At 65.1% G+C, this 17923-nt stretch carries 18 protein-coding genes; 13 read left to right on the forward strand and 5 right to left on the reverse strand.

What is annotated here, in order from left to right; genetic code table 11:
- Nucleotides 1-63 precede the first annotated feature (63 nt).
- Both PKE71_RS07485 and PKE71_RS07490 read left to right on the forward strand, forming a co-directional pair.
- On the forward strand, nt 64-1527 hold the full coding sequence (locus PKE71_RS07485; protein WP_271186330.1) for an AMP nucleosidase: 1464 nt from the start codon (nt 64-66) through the stop codon (nt 1525-1527).
- Between the two features lie 104 nt (nt 1528-1631).
- Complete coding sequence (locus tag PKE71_RS07490) at nt 1632-2264, forward strand: hypothetical protein (RefSeq protein WP_271186331.1); 633 nt, start codon at nt 1632-1634, stop codon at nt 2262-2264.
- A gap of 88 nt (nt 2265-2352) precedes the next feature.
- On the opposite strand, the gene PKE71_RS07495 is transcribed toward PKE71_RS07490, so the two are convergent.
- Entirely contained in the window at nt 2353-4476 is a 2124-nt protein-coding gene (locus tag PKE71_RS07495) for a S9 family peptidase (protein ID WP_271186332.1), read from the reverse strand.
- Between the two features lie 88 nt (nt 4477-4564).
- Entirely contained in the window at nt 4565-5551 is a 987-nt protein-coding gene (locus tag PKE71_RS07500; protein ID WP_271186333.1) for a GlxA family transcriptional regulator, read from the reverse strand.
- Nucleotides 5552-5749: 198 nt separating this feature from the next.
- Between PKE71_RS07500 and PKE71_RS07505 the strand changes: the two genes are divergently transcribed.
- From PKE71_RS07505 to PKE71_RS07530, 6 genes are all read left to right on the forward strand, one after another.
- Entirely contained in the window at nt 5750-6958 is a 1209-nt protein-coding gene (locus PKE71_RS07505; RefSeq protein ID WP_271186334.1) for a helix-turn-helix domain-containing protein, read from the forward strand.
- A gap of 177 nt (nt 6959-7135) precedes the next feature.
- A complete protein-coding gene (locus PKE71_RS07510; protein WP_271186335.1) occupies nt 7136-7900 on the forward strand; it encodes a MipA/OmpV family protein in 765 nt (254 codons plus the stop codon).
- A gap of 247 nt (nt 7901-8147) precedes the next feature.
- Nucleotides 8148-8777 carry a DUF2306 domain-containing protein gene (locus tag PKE71_RS07515; protein WP_271186336.1) on the forward strand — a complete coding sequence of 210 codons (630 nt, stop codon included), beginning with the start codon at nt 8148-8150 and terminating at the stop codon, nt 8775-8777.
- Between the two features lie 43 nt (nt 8778-8820).
- Complete coding sequence (locus PKE71_RS07520) at nt 8821-9591, forward strand: tyrosine-protein phosphatase (RefSeq protein ID WP_271186337.1); 771 nt, start codon at nt 8821-8823, stop codon at nt 9589-9591.
- Nucleotides 9592-9613: 22 nt separating this feature from the next.
- On the forward strand, nt 9614-10888 hold the full coding sequence (gene pabB, locus PKE71_RS07525; protein ID WP_271186338.1) for an aminodeoxychorismate synthase component I: 1275 nt from the start codon (nt 9614-9616) through the stop codon (nt 10886-10888).
- The gene (locus tag PKE71_RS07530; protein ID WP_271186339.1) at nt 10885-11685 is read left to right on the forward strand and encodes an aminotransferase class IV; all 801 of its coding nucleotides are present in this window, start codon (nt 10885-10887) and stop codon (nt 11683-11685) included. The genes pabB and PKE71_RS07530 overlap by 4 nt, the downstream gene beginning before the upstream one ends.
- Here PKE71_RS07530 and PKE71_RS07535 read toward each other — a convergent pair.
- The 3 genes from PKE71_RS07535 to PKE71_RS07545 are packed head-to-tail and all read right to left on the reverse strand — an operon-like array spanning nt 11674 to nt 13262.
- Nucleotides 11674-12213, reverse strand: a complete 540-nt coding sequence (locus tag PKE71_RS07535) for a TadE/TadG family type IV pilus assembly protein (protein ID WP_271186340.1) — start codon at nt 12211-12213, stop codon at nt 11674-11676. The two genes, PKE71_RS07530 and PKE71_RS07535, sit on opposite strands and share 12 nt — an antisense overlap.
- Nucleotides 12206-12772: a TadE/TadG family type IV pilus assembly protein gene (locus PKE71_RS07540; protein ID WP_271186341.1), complete on the reverse strand. Its 567-nt coding sequence runs from the start codon at nt 12770-12772 to the stop codon at nt 12206-12208. Before PKE71_RS07540 ends, PKE71_RS07535 begins: the two co-directional genes overlap by 8 nt.
- A gap of 25 nt (nt 12773-12797) precedes the next feature.
- Nucleotides 12798-13262 (reverse strand): pilus assembly protein N-terminal domain-containing protein, encoded by a 465-nt coding sequence (locus PKE71_RS07545; protein WP_271186342.1) that lies wholly within the window; start codon nt 13260-13262, stop codon nt 12798-12800.
- A 272-nt stretch (nt 13263-13534) separates the two neighbouring features.
- Between PKE71_RS07545 and PKE71_RS07550 the strand changes: the two genes are divergently transcribed.
- The 5 genes from PKE71_RS07550 to PKE71_RS07570 all read left to right on the forward strand — a co-directional run bounded on the left by PKE71_RS07550 (nt 13535) and on the right by PKE71_RS07570 (nt 17521).
- A complete protein-coding gene (locus PKE71_RS07550; protein WP_271186343.1) occupies nt 13535-13696 on the forward strand; it encodes a Flp family type IVb pilin in 162 nt (53 codons plus the stop codon).
- Nucleotides 13697-13851: 155 nt separating this feature from the next.
- The gene (locus PKE71_RS07555) at nt 13852-14349 is read left to right on the forward strand and encodes an A24 family peptidase (RefSeq protein ID WP_271186344.1); all 498 of its coding nucleotides are present in this window, start codon (nt 13852-13854) and stop codon (nt 14347-14349) included.
- A gap of 176 nt (nt 14350-14525) precedes the next feature.
- Nucleotides 14526-15368 (forward strand): Flp pilus assembly protein CpaB, encoded by an 843-nt coding sequence (gene cpaB, locus PKE71_RS07560; RefSeq protein WP_271186345.1) that lies wholly within the window; start codon nt 14526-14528, stop codon nt 15366-15368.
- Nucleotides 15369-15379: 11 nt separating this feature from the next.
- Nucleotides 15380-16840 (forward strand): type II and III secretion system protein family protein, encoded by a 1461-nt coding sequence (locus PKE71_RS07565; protein WP_271186346.1) that lies wholly within the window; start codon nt 15380-15382, stop codon nt 16838-16840.
- A gap of 12 nt (nt 16841-16852) precedes the next feature.
- The gene (locus PKE71_RS07570) at nt 16853-17521 is read left to right on the forward strand and encodes a CpaD family pilus assembly protein (RefSeq protein ID WP_271186347.1); all 669 of its coding nucleotides are present in this window, start codon (nt 16853-16855) and stop codon (nt 17519-17521) included.
- The last annotated feature ends 402 nt before the right edge of the window (nt 17522-17923 follow it).

Raw genomic sequence — 17923 nt, forward strand, 5'->3', positions numbered from 1 at the left:
GTCGCCGATATTTCGTGATCTGGGAGATTTACCCCCCGCAAGAATTGGGGCATGAGGTGCGCGATGACAGTCTTTACGGTTGCGAACAGCCCCGAGGAAGCGGTGGAGCAGCTCGATGCGCTCTACCAGGCTTCCGTTGAACGTCTCCAGACAGCCCTGAGAAGCTTCCTGACCGGCGGAAAGCCGCCATCGGACCAGGACCGCAAGTCCGGAGCCTTTGTTTATCCCGAGCTGCGGGTCACCTATCTGCCGGACGGTCCGCCGCCGCCGGTCAGCCGCGCTTTCGGCAAATTCACCGATACCGGCGTCTATTCATCCACGATCACGCATCCGATGCTGTATCGCGCCTATCTGATCGAACAGCTCACCCTGCTGGCCGACCAGTACGAGATCACGATCGAGACCGGCCCCTCGCAGGTGGAGATTCCCTTCTCCTACGTGCTCGACGGCGCCGACGATCTGGACATGAATGCGGTGACGCCGGCCGAGCTGGTGCGCCACTTCCCCTATGCCGACCTCTCGCGGATCGATGACGACCTGCCCAATGGCCAGCGCCCCTCGGTGCCGGGCGAGGTGAAACCGCTTTCGCTGTTCGAGGCGCCGCGGGTCGACTACTCCCTGCAGCGGTTGCGCCACTATACCGGCACGCCCTACGAGGACACCCAGCAGTTCATCCTGTTCACCAATTACCACCGCTATGTCGATGTCTTCACCGCCTGGGCCATTCGCCAGCTGAAGGAAGACAATCATTACGAGGCCTTCTCGGCGGCCGGCCATGTGCGCGTCGATGCCGACACGCCCAATGCCCACGCCCTGGTGGAAGGTGCGCCCTGGCGGCGTTTCCAGATGCCGGCCTATCACCTGATCGCGCCGGGCGGCCGCGGCATCACCCTGGTGAATATCGGTGTCGGTCCCTCGAATGCGAAGAACATCACCGACCACCTGGCCGTGCTGCGCCCGCAATGCTGGCTGATGATCGGCCATTGCGCGGGCCTGCGTCATTCCCAGCGCCTGGGCGACTACGTCCTGGCTCACGCCTATCTGCGCTATGACGCCGTGCTGGACGAGGCGCTGCCGATCGAGATCCCGATCCCGCCGATCGCGGAAATCCAGATCGCGCTGGAAGAGGCCGTCGCCAATGTCAGCGGTGACAGCGGCGACGCGCTGAAGGCGCGCCTGCGCACCGGCACCGTGGCCACCTATGCCGACCGCAACTGGGAACTCACCTATGCCGCCCAGTCGCGCCGCATCAACCAGTCGCGCGCCATCGCGCTGGACATGGAATCGGCCACCATCGCGGCCAACGGCCTGCGCATGCGGGTGCCCTACGGCACGCTGCTCTGCGTCTCCGACAAGCCGTTGCATGGCGAGCTGAAACTGCCCGGCGCCGCCAATCTCTTCTACCAGCGCTCGGTTTCCGAACACCTCGCCGCCGGTCTCGAGACGATCGAGATCCTCAAGCGCGACGAGGGCGCGGCCCTGCATTCGCGCAAGCTGCGCAGTTTCGACGAGCCGCCATTCCGGTGAAAAGAGGGACATGTACCTGCGGTACGTGTCCCGGTAAAAGCGTTGGGTGAGGACGGGGACACGTACCCGAGGTACATGTCCCCATGCTTGCAAGGGGGCGCTCCATGTCGAAGACTTCTTCCGTCCAGGCCTGGCTGGGCCGTGCGGTCATCGAGGCCGCACTCATCGTGTTCGCGGTGGTGCTCGGTTTCGTCGTCAATGAATGGCGCGAGGACGTCTCCGACCGGCGTGCGGCCGAAGCGGCGATGGATCGCGTGGTCGCCGAGATCGAGACCAATATCGCCCAGCTCGAAGCCGTGGTGGGTTATCACGAGAGCGTCGTCGCGCGGATCGACGAACGTCTCGCCGGGATCGCGGCGGCCGGCGAACCCGTCCGCGGCGTTCCCTTCGACGAGTTCGGCAACCTCATGCCGCGCGGTGTCAATGCGCCGGGCCTGTCCAGCTTCGCCTGGCAACACGCCCAGCAGCACGGCCGGCTGGACGTGCTGCCCTATGCCATCGTGGCCGGAACGGCGCGCGTCTACGGCATGCAGGCCAGCGGCGTGGAGGCGACCTGGCGGCAGATCGTCGAGCTTTTGTTCGCCGGGCCGCAGGTGATGCGCGAACAGGATCTCGAGGCCAGCCTGCGCTTCACCCAGATCGGTTTCAGCGAGCTGGCCTCACAGGAACGCTTCCTGATCGACCAGTACCGCCGCCTGCTCGAAGACCTGCGCGAAGCCGGTCTGGACCGGGGGTAGGTTGAAGCGGCATCCCGTGCCTTCAAGGATGGACGGGGGACGTGGATTGCCCCCCGGTGACAGCGAGCAGGGGCGAACCGCCGCCATACTAGTCGCGGCCGGCAACCAGATTCTGGATTTCCTCCAGATCGGGCGACGGGAGCGGTGCGTTCCTGTCTCCGGGCATCACGAAGGTGTCGAACCACCGCATCATGCGGAGTGCGTAATCGTAGCGGACCGCCGACCGGCTCAACCGGTGCCCTTGCCCGGGATAGGTCACGAGACGGACCGGAGACTGGCCGACCCGCCGAAGATATCCGTAGAGTTCCAGCGACTGGCTGACATTGACGCGGGAGTCGCTTTCGCCGTGCAATATGAGCGTCGGCGTTCTTGACTGCGCGGCATGGAAAACCGGGCTCTGGTTGAGATAAAGCGTCCAGTCTTCCTCCGGCGCCACGCCGTAATGGTTCACAACCGTCTCTTCGGGGATGTCCGTCGTTCCGTGCGAGCTGACGAGGTTGGTGACCGGTGCTGCGGCAACGGCGGCCGCAAAATGCCCGGTTTGCGCCGTTGCGCCCCAGGCAGCGGCATAACCGCCGTGGGATTGACCGGTAATGCCCACCCTGGACGGGTCGATCAGCCCGCTGGCGGCCAGAAAATCGACCCCGTCCAGAATGTCGTTGAACTCGGCGGCGGGTGCGTCGGCACGATCAAGCGCGGCGAACGCTTCTCCGCGTCCGGTCGAACCGCGGTAATTGGGCAGAAAGACAGCATACCCTCTGCCGGCGCCGAACTGCACCGGCCGGTCGAAGTCCGTCGCCCAGGCGTTGAAATAGTGGCTCTCCGGTCCCCCGTGCGCCAGAACGATCAAGGGCCAGCCCGTCTCGGGCCGCACACCTTCCGGCGTGACCAGTATTCCTTCGATTTCCACCCCGTCCCGGGCGCGATACCGGACGGCTTCCTGGTTGCCCAGCTGCCGGTCGGACAGCCAGGGATTGCCGTCGGTGCGGCGGGACATGTCCCGCCCGGTCGCCAGTTCGTGGGCGTAATGGGGCGCACTGATCACGCCAGCGATACCATGGCCGTTTCCGTCAAACCGGTGAACGACGAACCCGGTATGGGATATCGCGCCGCTCCGGCTCCCCTCGACCGTCATGTTGAAGAGGCCGGATTGCGTGCCGCGATGCTGAAGCACCGTGAGTTCGTCATCGGCAGACCAGAAAAAGTCGACCTCGTCGGCATCGTCTCCATCCGTCAGGAAACGCAAGGTTTCCGCTTGTACATCGAAAACGGCAATCGCGTGCGGAGCCGAGTCCGACCGCGCCGGAGCCGCCATGAGAGCGAGGTAGCGCCCGTCCGGAGAGAAAGCGATATCGCCTGTCTTGCCATCGGTCGGGACTGTCGATATCGGCGCTCCGGTCTCGCCATCGAAGATGACGGTACGACTGTTCAGCATGTAATCGTCTGATGACGAGCCTGGCGCCAGGCTGACCGCCAGGAGGCGCCCGTCCGGTGAGGCTGCGAGATCGGAGATATACCCTTCGATCGGCAATACCGATTCCGTGACGGCCGGCCGTTCGATATTCACGCGGACAACATGGGACACAGGCACCGGCCGGTCGGTCACATTGACCAGAAAACCCATCTCCGCGCCGTCTGGCCCCTCTTCCTCTTGACGGGTCGTCGAGTAGAACAGCGCCGAAGCGCCGGGGCTCGTATCGTACATATCAATCGCGGAATCAGAGTTGAAAAGCGCAAACGGCTCTGATTGCGGCGCGCTGACATCGATCCCGAAAATCGTGCTCCCGCCGTCTTCGAGCCGGCCTGAGCGGAACGTCAATTCATTGTCGCTCATCCAGTCGAAGCTGTAAGCGCCCACCCGCTCATCGAGAACCAGCCGGTTCGTTCCGTCCTGCATCCAGACCCGGGTTTCGGATACGGCACCCCCGTCCTGTTCGCCCCGGATGATGTTGGGCCGCCGCCAGCGCGTATAGACCGTGTGCACGGCGTCCGGCGCCACCGACACCGTGCCGACCGAGCTCACGTCGAAGAGGTCTTCAATCGTGAAGGGCGTGCCCGCCGGGTCGGGGGAGGGCGCGGGTTGAGCCCCTGCCGGAACCGCTGTGAAGCCCGACAGGCACAGTGCTGACAGCCCTGTGAGAAGACGCTCGCGGACATTTTTCCCGAACTGAAGGGCCGGTCTCGCTTCGACGCGCGACGTGAGTGACATCATGACTTCCTTGCTATGACAAAAAGAGTTGTGTCCATTCGGCGCCTCCATCGCGGGCGCGCTCAAAAGTCCCGAACCTGGCGGCGAGGCCCTACGGCTCGGAGGGAGCCGTACCGTCCTCGATCGTGAACTGCGCCCGGTAGGTTGACGGGGAAATGGCGAACCGGCGCTCGAATGCGCGGCGAAACGTGTCGACGTTGCGAAATCCGACCGCCGCGGCGACATCGCTGATCCGCACCTGGCTTTCCGCCAGAAGAGCCCGTGCCTGATCGACACGAAGCCGCTCCACGAACTGGGCCGGACTGGCGCCTGTCGCCTTGCGAAAGACGCGTGCGAACTGGCGCGGGCTCATCGATGCCCGCGCCGCCAGGCTTTCCACGTCGATCGGCGAGGCCAGATTGTCGGCAATCCAGGCGATCACGTCTGCCAGCCGCCCGGTGGTGCCGGACTGGGCAAGCAGTGACTCGGAGAACTGCATCTGATTGCCCGGCCGGCGCATGTAGACGACGAGCTGCCGTGCAACGCCCGCCGATGCTGCCGGGCCGGCATCTTCGGCAATCATCGCGAGCGCCATGTCGATGCCCGCGGTGACGCCGGCCGACGACCAGATCGGCCCGTCACGGGTAAAGATCGCACCGGGATCGACCGTGACGCCCTCGTTCATCTGCGCAAGCTCGGCCGCGTGGCGCCAGTGCGTCGTCACGCGGCACCCGTCCGCAATACCGAGCTGTGCGAGAATGAAGCTTCCCGTGCAGACCGCCGCGGTGCGCCGGGCGGCAGTCGACAGGCGTCGCAATTCGGCCTTTTGCGCACCGTTGAGCGTGAGCTGCCGTGGTCCGGTACCGCCGACCAGGACCAGCGTATCGAGCGTCGCGATCGTGTCGATCGGTACATCGACGACGATTTTGGCGCCGGTTTCGGTGAGCGTGGGACCGGCGGTGAAACCGGCAATCTGCAGCTCGTAGCGGGGACATGACAGCGCATTGGCCGCTGCAAACGCTTCCAGCGGCCCGAACAGATCAAGCGGCTGGAACCCATCCACGATAAAGAAGACGATACGTCGCGTGTCGGCCATCATGCTGCGACGCTAGCCGCCGGCCGCTTCGTGCGAAAGGACAATGATCCGACGTTTTGGGACATTCCCGTCCAGTGCCGCCTGCTCGAAGAACTTCGCGCAGAGAAGCCGGACCAGGGTTGTTTCACGATTGCGCAGGCCTGACGGTTCCGGTCCGCCACCCTTGCGCTAAACTGGCGCGAAACGTCCCGGGGGTCCCCAATGCTCGGTCAGTATGTGCCGCTTGATCTGTCAGCGCTGGACTTCCTGCAGATCGTGATCGGCGCGATGACGGCCGCTATTGCGGTCTTTTCCGCGCTCCTGCTCCTGTCCCGCGACCATGACGCCCGGATGCGGGCTCTGGGACTGGCGCTTTTCTTCCTGGCGACCGCGGTCTCGGAGCTCGACGAACTCTACATGCATGCAGGCGGATACGCGCTGCATCCCTGGAGCATTGCCTTGGCCTGGCCGCTTATCGTGATCATCGGTCCGGCCATCCTGCTCTATGTCCGCGACATGACCGCCGCCGGGCGCCCGCCGATGACGCCGGCGCGCCTTGCCCGCTACGCCTGGCCGGTCCCGGCCGGCTATCTGATCGCGCTGCCCTTCTTCCTGCGCCCGGGCGAGGAGAAGCTGGCCATCCTAGCAGGCGCCGACATGCCAGCAATGTTTGCATCGGCGGTCCCGGCCATTCTGGGCGTCCTCTTCCTGATAATCGCGCTGGCCTCTCTGATGCTCGCCTTCCGGGGCCTTCTCGCGCACATGCGCAGCCTGCGGAACCTGTTCGCCAATATCGAGGACAAGTCGCTGAACTGGGTGCGCGCGGTCCTGCTGGTCCTGTCGGCCGCCTGGATCTGGGGCGCCGCCAGCACGCTCTGGCGGCTCGACGACCAGGTGCCGCAATGGCAGGGACCGCTGGCCAGTATTCTGGAAATGGGATGGGTGTTTGCCTTCGCCTTCTTCGGCATCCGCCAGGGCGAGATCTTTCCCGGCCGCACCGGGCCGGCTCCGGCAGAGGCGGCGAAATACACCCGCTCGGCGCTGGACGCACAGCGCATGGACCGGATCGCCGCCCGGATCGAAACGGCCATGCGCGAGCAGCGTCTCTACCGCAATCCGGCGCTCTCGTTGCGGCAATTGTCCGACACGATCCGGGTCTCCCAGAACTATATCTCCCAGACGCTCAATGACCGGTTGGGCCGGAACTTCTTCGACTACGTCAATGCCTGGCGGATCGCCGAGGCTTGCCAGCGCCTGGGGCAGGGCGCGCGCGTTCTGGACGTGGCGCACGAGACCGGGTTCAACTCCCGCTCCACTTTCAACGCCGCCTTCCGCAAGCACACCGGCACCACGCCCAGCGCCTGGCGCCGCCAGCCCGCCGCGGACTGGCCGGACGGGCTGCCGCGGATCGAGGCTTCACCGGCAGAATAGATCTGCCGGCGGTGTCCGGGCGTGAGCGTCCGGACATTTCCGCGTCCCGGCGTGACCGTCCGGACGACCCGGCCGCGACGGCGCGGCACAAGACGGGCGGTCCGCCGCACCGTTCAGCTCTTCATCCCCAGCCTGGTGCAGCGGGCCATCCCCGAACTGTATAAGGTGTATCCGATCATGAAATCCGCTTGCTTCCCGGCCATGGCCCTCGCGGCCGGACTGGCTTTCCCTTGCCTGGCGGCTGTGGCCTCTGCCCAGGACGCCGAACCCCGGTGGACGGCCGGTCTGGGCGTTGTCGTCAACTCCAATCCCTATCTGGGCGCCGATGACGATGTCGAAGCCACGGCCATCCCCTACATCGCCTACGAGAATGACTGGCTCTCGGTAAGTCCCGAGGGAGCCGCCGTGGCGTTCTACCGCGGTGAGGCGTTCCGGCTGGAAGCGCTGGTTGCGCCGCGCTGGCAGTTCGCCGAGCCGGGCGATGTGAGCGGGCTGGAAGATATCGAGCGCGACATTGCCGTCGATGGCGGTTTTCGTGTGTCCGCCGCCAGCGGTCCGGTGACCTTATCCCTGGCCTATCTCGCAGACCTTTCCGGCAAGCATGAGGGGCAGGAGGTCACCCTGTCGGTCGCAGCGGAAACGGCGCTGACCTCCCGTTTCGCGATCTCGGCGGAGGCCGGGGCCTGTTGGCGCGACAGCGATCTGGGCACCTATATGTATGGCATCTATGCCGACGAGGTCCGGCCCGGCCGCGCCGCCTATAGCGCCGATGACAGTGTTGCGCCCTTCATGGCGGCCATGGGGCGCTATGCCTTGACCGAGCGCGTCGCGATTGTCGGCGCGATCGAGGTCGAGGCCATCCCGGATACCGGCCGTGACAGTTCGATCATCGACGCGGATGCCCGCTATGGCGCCTTTCTCGGGCTGATGGTCCGCTTCTGATCCGCCGGGGCGGGGCCGGTCTGCGACCGCCCCCGCGCCGCTGGAGCAGGATCTTGAGTGGTCGCGTGATCGACAGGTGAACCGGTTTCCACCTCACCTGATCACGCTCGACTTGAGCGGTCGCGTGATCGAACCGGTGAACCGGTACCCACTTCACCTGATCACGCTCGACTTGAGTGGTCGCGTGCTCGAACCGGTGAACCGGTACCCACTTCACCTGATCACGCTCTGTTCACCGGAGACATAAATGTCCGGACGTTCCCGCCGCTATGTGCTCATGCTCGTCTTTCTGTCGGCGCTGGCCGTGTGTGCCGTGTCGATGCGCTATTTCATGGCTTCGGCCGATGCTTACCCGTTCGAGGAACAGGCCGCCGTCTACGCGGCCAATCGCACGGCGCTGCTGGTGCATGTGGCGGGCGGCATGCTGGCGCTGCTGGCCGGGCCGGTCCAGTTCCTGCGCGGCCTGCGTGAACGCCGGCCCGTCCTGCATCGCATCAATGGCTGGGTCTATGCGCTCGCCGTCGTCAGCGCGTCTGCAAGCGGATTGGCGCTGTCCGGGCATGCTTTCGGCCCGCCATCCAACAAGGCGGCCTTCGCGATGCTTGCGGTGCTCTGGTTCATCGCGACGGCGACCGGCATCCGCGCTGTCATCGCCGGTGATCTCCTGCAGCACCGCCGCTGGATGATCCGCTCCTATGCACTCGCCTTCTCCGGCGTGACGCTGCGAGCAGAAACACTTCTTCTGGCCGTCGCGGCAGATATGGAATTCGCCGCCGCCTACGGCATCGCCGCCTGGCTGTGCTGGGTCGGCAATCTCCTGGTGGCGGAATGGCTGATCCTGCGCTGGCCGCCTGGCCGGCGCGGATTGCACGCCTGATGCCCCTCTTGCCGCGGCGGTGCGGATTGCGTACCTCCATGGCATGACACGGATTACACCGCTTGAAGGCGTCCATAACTTCCGCCATTTCCACGGCTATGACGCCGCCGATGGCGCGAAAGTGCGCGGGGGACTCTACCGCTCCGGCCATCACAGCCGCGCCACGGCAGCCGATCTGGAGATCATGCGCAAGCTGGGTATCCGCGTCGTCGCCGATCTGCGCAAGGCACGCGAACGCACCAACGAACCCTCGGCCTGGCCGGAAGACATGGCCGTGCGGGTGATCGCCTCGGATCTGGGCGATGCCGGCGAACCGCCGCATCTCGCCTTCATGCGCAAGGGCGTCCATACGCCCGAGGCCGTGCGCGACTACATGCTGTCGGCCTACCGCCGCATCCCCATGGAGGCGTGCAATCAGGAGGTTTACCGCGAAGGCTACCGGGCGCTGGCCTCGGGCGAGGCGGATGGCGGTTTCCTGGTTCACTGCGCTGCCGGCAAGGACCGGACGGGGATATTCTGCGCGCTGATCCTGGAGGAGCTCGGCGTCGACCGGGATACCGTCATGGCGGACTATCTGCTGACGAATGAGGCGGTGGATTTCGAAAGCCTGATCCCGCGCATCCAGGAGCGCTCCGTGCAGCAGTACGGCCAGGCGATGCCGGCGGAAATCATGCAGGTCTTCCTGGGCGTGGATGCCGACTATCTCGCCGAGGCCTTTCGCACGATGGGCGATACCGGCAGTTATGTGACCGGTCAGCTCGGGATTACCGAAGCCGAGCGTCAGGCGCTGCGCGAACGCTGGCTGACGTCCTGAGAGCGGCCATGGCGCGCATGACATGACGGGCCAATCGATCGACCTGCCCTGGCGGGACCCGCTGGCGGCCTTCGCGCCGCTGGCCGGCGAGCCGCACGCCCTGCTGCTGCATGACGGCCGCAACGGCCGGGCGCGGATCTTTGCGTTTCCGGACGCCGTCTTCGATGGCGAGGGCCGGGCCGGGTTCGACGCGCTGGCTGACTCCGCGCGAACGCGGGGCGGGCTTCACGCCGGGCTTCTCGGCTACGACCTCGCTGCCGCCTTCGAACGCCTGCCGCATCTCGATCCGCGCTGGCCGATGCTGGCCATGGCCCGCTATCCCGCCTGGGCCGAGTTCGACCGGGAAGCCGGGACCTGCCGGGTTCACGGCGAAACCGCCGGGGCGGTCGACCGGCTGGCCGGCGCGCTGGGGGAAGGCGAACTTGCCTTGCCCCCCTCTGTCACCGGCGGCCGGCTGGAGCCCCGCTGGAGCCGCGAGCGCTATCTCGACGCCGCCCGCCGGGCCCGCGACTATGTCCATGCCGGCGACGTGTTCCAGGTCAACCTGTCCCAGGCCTTCGATATCGAACTGGCGGAAGACGACACGCCCTGGGCGGTCTTCTGCCGCCTGTGCGCGGACAGTCCGGCGCCGCATGCGGCCTTTCTACGGCTCGACGCCGACCGGGTGGTTCTGACCAATTCGCCGGAACGTTTCCTGAAGGTCCGGGACCGCCGGGTCGAGGCGCGGCCGATCAAGGGCACCCGCCGCCGCGCGGCCGATCCGGACGCCGACGCCGCGCTCGCCGCCGAACTGTCCGCGAGTGCGAAAGACCGCGCCGAGAACCTGATGATTGTGGATCTGATGCGTAACGATATGTCACGCGTATGTCGGTCGGGCAGTGTCGTTGTGCCACACTTATGTGACCTGGAAAGCTACGCAAATGTGCACCATCTGGTGTCCGTCGTCGAAGGCGAGCTGGCCGCGGATCACGATGTCTTCGATCTTCTGGCCGCCAGCTTCCCGCCGGGCTCGATCACGGGCGCTCCCAAGGTCCGGGCCATGGAAATCATATCCGAACTCGAGGGCGAACCGCGCGGTCCCTATTGCGGTGCGCTCGGCTGGATCGACGGATCGGCGGCGCTCGATCTCAACGTCATGATCCGCACGGCGGCACTGCGCCGGTCCGGCGGGCGCTGGCGGGCCAGTGTGCGTTCGGGCGGCGGCATTGTCGCCGACAGCGATCCGCAGGCAGAATACGAGGAAACCCTGACCAAGGCCTCGGCCCTGCGCCGGGCTTTCGGCGTGGAGGCGGAATGAGCGGTATCGCATTCAAGGATGGCGACTGGATCGAGGAGACCCGCAAGGCCTGGGCGCTCAATGACCGGGGCGCGCTGCTGGGCGACGGGCTGATCGAGACCATGCGCGTCATGCGCGGCCGGGTGCTGCGCTTTGACCGTCACATGGAGAGGCTGTCGCGCAGCTGTGCAGATCTCGGCCTGCCCGGTCCGAAGGACCCGGAGGGCATTGCCGGTCTCATTGCCGAGCTCGTTGCCGAGAATGCCCTGAAGGATGCGGTGGTTCGGCTGACACTCACCGCCGGGCCGGGGCCACGCGGTCTGGACCGGCCGGACGAGATCATCCCGTCGCTGGCCCTGTCGGCGGCGCCTTTCACACCGCCGCCTGCGCAATACCGCCTGGCGCTGAGTGAGATCCGGCGGTCTCCCGCGAGTATTGCGGCACGTTACAAGACGCTGAGCTATATGGACAATCTGCAGGCGCGGCGGCAGGCCCGCGGCGCCGGCGCCGACATGGCGCTTCTGCTCGACACCCGGGGTAATCTCTCCGGCGGCGATTGTGCCAACCTGTTCTGGACGCGCGGGGAGGATGTCTTCACGCCGGATCTGCGTTGCGGTGTGCTGGCCGGAACCGTGCGGGCCGAGATCCTCGATTCCATTCCCGTCGAGGCGGGAAACTACGAGCCGGGCGAGCTGGTGCAGGCCGATGCCGTCTTCGTCACCAATGCCGCGATTGGCGCAGTGCCCGTGGTATCGCTGGACGGGGTGCCGCTGGGCAGCGGGGATTTGCCGCCGCGGATTGCCGCGCTATTCGCGTGACACGACGAGCGAACGCCGCGGACGCAGATAGAAAGCCTCATTCAGGTTGAAGCGCGACAGGCCGAGCTCGCTGAACAGCGTCTCGTGCTCGTAATTCACTTCGACCATGATGATGGAGCGGTTCGGCTGCAGGATGCCACCGGGTATCGCCACACCGGCTCCTTCCGAATAGGGCGACATGCCTCGTGCGTCCGACCATTGCACCTCGACGTCTCCGCCAGTGTCCATCATCACGCTGGACACGCGGATCTGCATGGGCGTCGGGTCAAAGGGCGCAAGAATGACAGCGCCCGCATTGAGAATTTCACCCATTTCGTCGTCGGTTATGATGTCGTCCTGGGCGACGAGATCGGCAAGGGCGCTGGCCGCGCTCGTGACTTTCCGGTCAATCGACAGCACCAGGCTGAGATCGACGGCGCCGAGATAGAGCAGGATCATCACCGGTGCGATCAGCGCAAACTCGACGGCGGAAAGGCCGCGGCAGTCACGCCAGAAGCGGTGCAGGCGGTGCGTCAGCGAACTAGTCATCGAAGGGCTCGTTGCGGAAAACGGTGGCCGCCGTGATCAGGTGCTGGTTTCCGCTCATATTCGCCAGGGCACCGGTAAAGCCCGGTGTCAGCAGTTGCCAGCGATAGAAAACGCGGACCAGGACGATGTCACCGGCATCGCCGGGATCGAAGCCGAAATCATCCGTGTTGATGGCGCCGTCCTCGATCGGGCTGGACTGGTCGACATTGTCGAAGTCTTCGAAGACCCGCACGTCGATCTCGACATTGTCGCAGGTGCCCAGCACCACAATGCGGTCGCATACGGCCGTACGGAACGCGGCCTGGGACATGCCGGAAGACTGGGCGCGGCCGGTCCGGATGTCGCGGGCGGTTTCCAGTACTGCGTTCTCAAGGACCGAGCCGAGAAAGAACACGACCGCAATCTCGATCATCGCGAACAGCAGGAAAAAGAAAGGGGCGGCGATCAACGCGAACTCGACCGCTGCGACGCCGGAGCGGTTTCGGGCAAACCTGCGCAGCAATGCGCGCGTGCGGCTTGCCGCAAAGCCGGAACAGGTCGGGTGGCCAGAACAGGTCATGCTGCGCCTCCGTTCTGCGGTGCCACTATTGCGGTTGGCCGCCGCCATCACCCAGCCCGGCCTCGGCCGTTCTGAGGCGGGCTTGCTGGGCCGCGGTCAGCTGGTTGAAGCGTTCGTCCGCGTCGCCGACGCGCGGGACGTTTTCACAGACATCGCCGCAGGAGAGTGTATGGCGATCCGTGCCGCGGAAATAAGCGACCTGACCCTCGACCGGATTGGTCACCACGATCTCGCGCGAGTAGATAATGCGGCCGACGCGATCCAGGGCGATGACATTGGTGCGGCCCTGCAGGCGTCCGGTCACGACCAGGGTGCGGCCGTCATGGACCAGGGCATCCGCGATCGAGGGATTGCCGATCACAATCGCAGACGCTTCACCGGGCAGACGTACGACCTGTGCATGCTCGACGGCGACGGAGATCTCGCTGGCAGCGGCCGGCATCGTGCAGGCGATGGCCAAGGTGAATGCGGCGGCGGTCCTGTAGAACATGATGGGCACTCCGTCCCGGTCAGCTGAACATGGCCTCCAGTCTCGCGCGCGCGTCTGAATCTTTTCTAAACGGCGCTGCGCGTATTTGTTTTTGAAATCGGACGGTATTGTTATTTCAATGTTAACTATAGCGAAGATTGGTGTTCGTACAGATTTTGTTAAGCACGTATTTTTACTGAACTGAAAGCGTTCTCGTGTTTGATGGGCCTCGTTCAGGAGGGGTCGGGACGGATCGGCTCCTGATGGTGAGGTACCTACACGGGAGTAGAACAATGAAACTCGTTTCTCGCTTTTTCAAAGACGAATCTGGCGCCACCGCGATCGAGTACGGCCTGATCGCCGCGCTCATCGCCGTTGTCATCATCGGCGCCGTGACCACGCTCGGTACGGGCATCAACACCGGCTTCACGACGGTGTCGGACGCGGTCAACTAAGACGCGTAAAAACTGCCCTGTGCAGTGGAAGGGCCGCCCCGAAAGGGCGGCCCTTTTTTTTTACTTGTCTGGCCGTGACTTGCGCGGCCCTGTCGTAATGCCAACCCGATATTAAGGCCTTTGCGGCAGCATCGCTCTCGTCCAGGAGGGAAACCATGCTGACCGATATCCTGCTGCTCGCCTTTGCCGGCCTGATGGTGGCCGCCGCGTTTTCCGACGCGGTCCGCTTTACAATTCCCAACTGGCTGTGCGGCCTCATCGCCGCCGGATTTCCGCTTGTTGCCCTGGCGGCCGGACTGGGCTGGGCCGATGCCGGCCTGCATGTCCTTGCCGGACTTGTCGCCCTCGTCTTCGGGTTCGCGCTCTTTGCGCCGGGCTGGATCGGCGGCGGTGACGCCAAGCTGATTGCTGCGGCCGCTCTCTGGATGGGGTGGACGGATCTGGCGGCCTTTGCCTTCCACACTGCGCTCGCCGGCGGTGTTCTGGTTCTGCTTCTGATCGGCATCCGCCGCATGGTTCCCGTTTTCGACCTTCCGGCCGGATGGGTTGCGCGAACCGCGATCGCGGAAGGCGCCCCGGTCCCCTATGGAATCGCGATCGCCGCGGGTGCCTTGTGGACCTTGCCGGGAAGCGCGCTGTTTGCGGCCGTCTGAGTGCCCGGGACCGGGGGGCTTAAACCTTGCCGTGCAAGCGAATCATCCGGAATTACCGGCACATGCTGAAAAATCCCGAGTTCAAACGGATTGTCCCGATAGCATTAACGCGACTTTGAGGAATTCGGCTTCTCCTGTGGGGCGTATTCGTGCGCCCAAGAGGTTCGAAGCGTCCCATGAACGCGGTCCGTATTGCCATTCTTGCCGCCGCCGCGATCGCAGCGATCGCCGTGGCCTTCTTCGTAAAGCAGGCCATGTCGGGGTCCGACGCTCCGCAGGTCGTGCAGGTTCAGGAAGAGCGCCCGGCTGTTCGCATCCTTGCAGCGCGCAACGACCTGGCGACGGGCGCCCGTGTGGGCGCGGCAGATTTTTACTGGCAGGCCTGGCCCGAAGAGGCCGTTTCCAACGGCTATATCGTCGAAGGACAGGGGCAGGGCATCGAGGATTTTGCCGGTTCCGTTGTTCGCGCACCGATTGCCCAGGGTGAACCGATAACCGGCCGCCGCCTGGTGCAGCCCGGCGATGCCGGCTTCATGGCGGCGGTCCTGTCGCCTGGAATGCGTGCCGTGGCCGTGCCGATCTCGGCCGAGCGCGGCGCAGGCGGTTTCATTCTTCCCAATGACCGCGTCGATGTCATCGTCTCTTTCGAGGATGACGGGGAAGGCGCCCGCGGCGGCCGCCGGGCCTTTGTCGCGCGCACCATCGTGGAAAATGCACGCGTGCTGGCCATCGATGAGATGTTCGGTGATGGCGAGGGCGAGGAAAATGTCGTCGGCGATACCGCCACGCTCGAGCTGACCCCGGACCAGGCCCGTGCCGTCGCCGTCGCGGTTGCGCGCGGCGAGGTGAGCCTCGTGCTGCGCAGCCTGACAGACAATGAAGGCGGTCCTGTCCTTGTGACAGGCGGCGAAGTGGCTGACGCCGATGGGATGACCGAAAGCCTGTCACCGCGCACGAACCAGGTGACGCTGATCCGTTACGGCCATGCCCAGCAAATCGCGCTGGCCGGAGACGAGTGAGGACTGACGCGATGATCCGCTCCCTGATCCTTCTCGCCGCGATGGCGGTTGCCGCTCCGGTCCAGGCCCAGGCGCCCGGTACCGAACGCGGCAACACCATGCAGGTCTACATCCGAGAGCCTGGCGATGGTCCGGTATCGCAGAATCTGGACCTGCCGCTGTCCAAGGCTGCAGTGGTCCATCTGCCGGTCGATGTTGCCGATGTGCTCGTGACCAATCCCGAAGTCGTTGACGCCGTCGTGCGCACACCGCGCCGTGCCTATCTGATGGGCATGGGCATCGGCCAGACGAATGCCTTCTTCTTCGACGCGGACGGTCAGCTGATCCTCGATCTCAACCTGCGCGTCGAGCGCGATCTGGCGCCGTTGCAGGACGCGCTGGAGCGCTTCCTGCCGAATGCGCGCGTCCAGGCCGAGGCCATGAATGACCATATTGTGCTGTCCGGCTCTGTGCCGAGCGCTTCAGACGCCGACGCCGCCCTGCGCATCGCCCAGCGCTGGGTCGACGATCCGGAAAACATTCTGTCCATGATCTCGGTCCAGGCGCGCGAGCAGGTGATGCTGAAAGTGCGCATCGTCGAGATGCGCCGGACCATCGTTCGCCAGCTGGGCGTCAATCTGACTGCGGGCGGCAATACCGGCGAATTCGGTTTCCAGGTCGAGACGGAGCCGCAATTTTCGCAGGTCGGGTCCTTTCTGGGCGGAATGGGTGCCCTGCTGGAATGGACCAGCGGGAACCCTACCGGCGTAACCGATGTCTCGACTCTCTTGCAGGCGATGGAACGAGTCGGTCTGGTCCGCACGCTGGCCGAACCCAATCTGACTGCGATCACGGGTGAATCGGCCAACTTCCTGGCGGGTGGCGAATTTCCGGTTCCGGTTGGCCGCGATCGCGACGGCAACGTCATCATCGAGTTCAAACCGTTTGGCGTGGGATTGGGCTTTACGCCTGTGGTCCTTTCGGAAGGGCGCATCAGTCTGCGCATTTCGACGGAGGTTTCCGAACTGACGACGCAGGGCGCCCTGACGGCCCAGGAAAGCCTGGTCGTGAACGATGCCGGCGAAGTAATCGGCACCGTGCCCGGCCTGACCATTCCCGCACTGAATGTGAACCGGGCCGAGACGACGGTGGAACTTCCCTCCGGCGGCAGCCTCGTGCTGGCCGGTCTTATCCAGGAAGAGACACGGCAGAATCTCGACGGGGTCCCGGGTGTCCGTAATCTGCCGGTCCTGGGCACGCTGTTCCGTTCGCGTGACTTTGAAAACCAGGAAACCGAACTGGTCGTGCTGGTCACGCCTTATCTGGTCGACCCGGCCAATCCGAACCAGCTGAATACCCCGGCCGATGGCTATCGCACGCCGCACGAGGCGACGGCCTTCCTCTTCAACCGGATCAACCAGGTTTATTCCGTGCCCGGCTCGGATACCGGAGACCAGTCCTGGTCCGGTCCGGTCGGCTATCTGTTCGAGTAGGTGGAGTTGGTCATGACGGCGTTCCGTACAAGTTTCGCAGCCCTGGCTTTGCTTGCCGCTCTCACGGCTTGCGCATCGACCCCGAGTGCCGATGTCGGTCTGCCGCGCGCGACCGCCGTCGCGGAGACATTCCGCAGCGAGATGATGATCGATCCGCGCGACAATGGTCTGACATGGCAGCAACGCAGCCAGCTGGCGGCGATCGCCAGCGAGTACAAGGCGCGTGGCCATGGCCCGCTCGTGATCAGCTATCCCCAGGGCGGCAGCAGCCAGGACGCTGCGATCGGCGCCATCGCCGAGGCGCGGACCTTCCTCTACGAACAGGGCATTGACTGGCGCCAGATCGCCGGCGGTGCGTATGAGGCCCGGGGAGGCATGGACGGGCAGGTAATCTTCTCCTTCCGCCGCTATGCAGCGGTCGCGCCTGAATGCGGAACCAGCTGGGATAACCTCGCTGTCGAGCGCGACAATCAGGGACACAGCAATTTCGGCTGCGCGATGGCCGCCAATCTCGCCGCCATGATCGCCGATCCGCGTGATCTGGTGGCGCCGAGAACCATGGGGGTGCCGGATACGGGCCGGCGGCAGACCGTGCTTGATGCGTATCGGGCCGGGGAATCGACCGCGAGCGAGCGCTCCGATCACGAGAGCGGCGCGGTCTCGGAAGTCAGCGAAAACTAGGGGGCGAAAGGCGCGAATGATGAACGACGCAAACAGAGCCCTCAAGGCCGATCCGATGCTGGATGACGGGGATGATCCGTTCCTGGAGGCCGAGGACGTTGAGCGCATGCTGCTCGGCGAGTCGGCCCCGGCGCGTCCTGCACCGGCCATGAATGCGCCCCAGGGCGGGTTCGGTTCAGCCTATGACGACGAAGGCGATGATCCGTTCCTCGAAGACGAGGACGACTTCGAGGATGGCGACTATCCGGCCAGCCCCGCACCGCGCGCGCCCTTCGATCCGAGCGCGGCCGAGTATGAGGGCATGTACGACGAAATCGCGCCTGTCGGGGCAAGCGGTGCCTTCTATGGCGAGGTCGATGGCGAAGTCTCCGACCAGCCGGTGCCGCGCATCACGGTCGCTGC

Source organism: Maricaulis virginensis (assembly GCF_027922185.1).
Taxonomy (GTDB): domain Bacteria; phylum Pseudomonadota; class Alphaproteobacteria; order Caulobacterales; family Maricaulaceae; genus Maricaulis; species Maricaulis virginensis.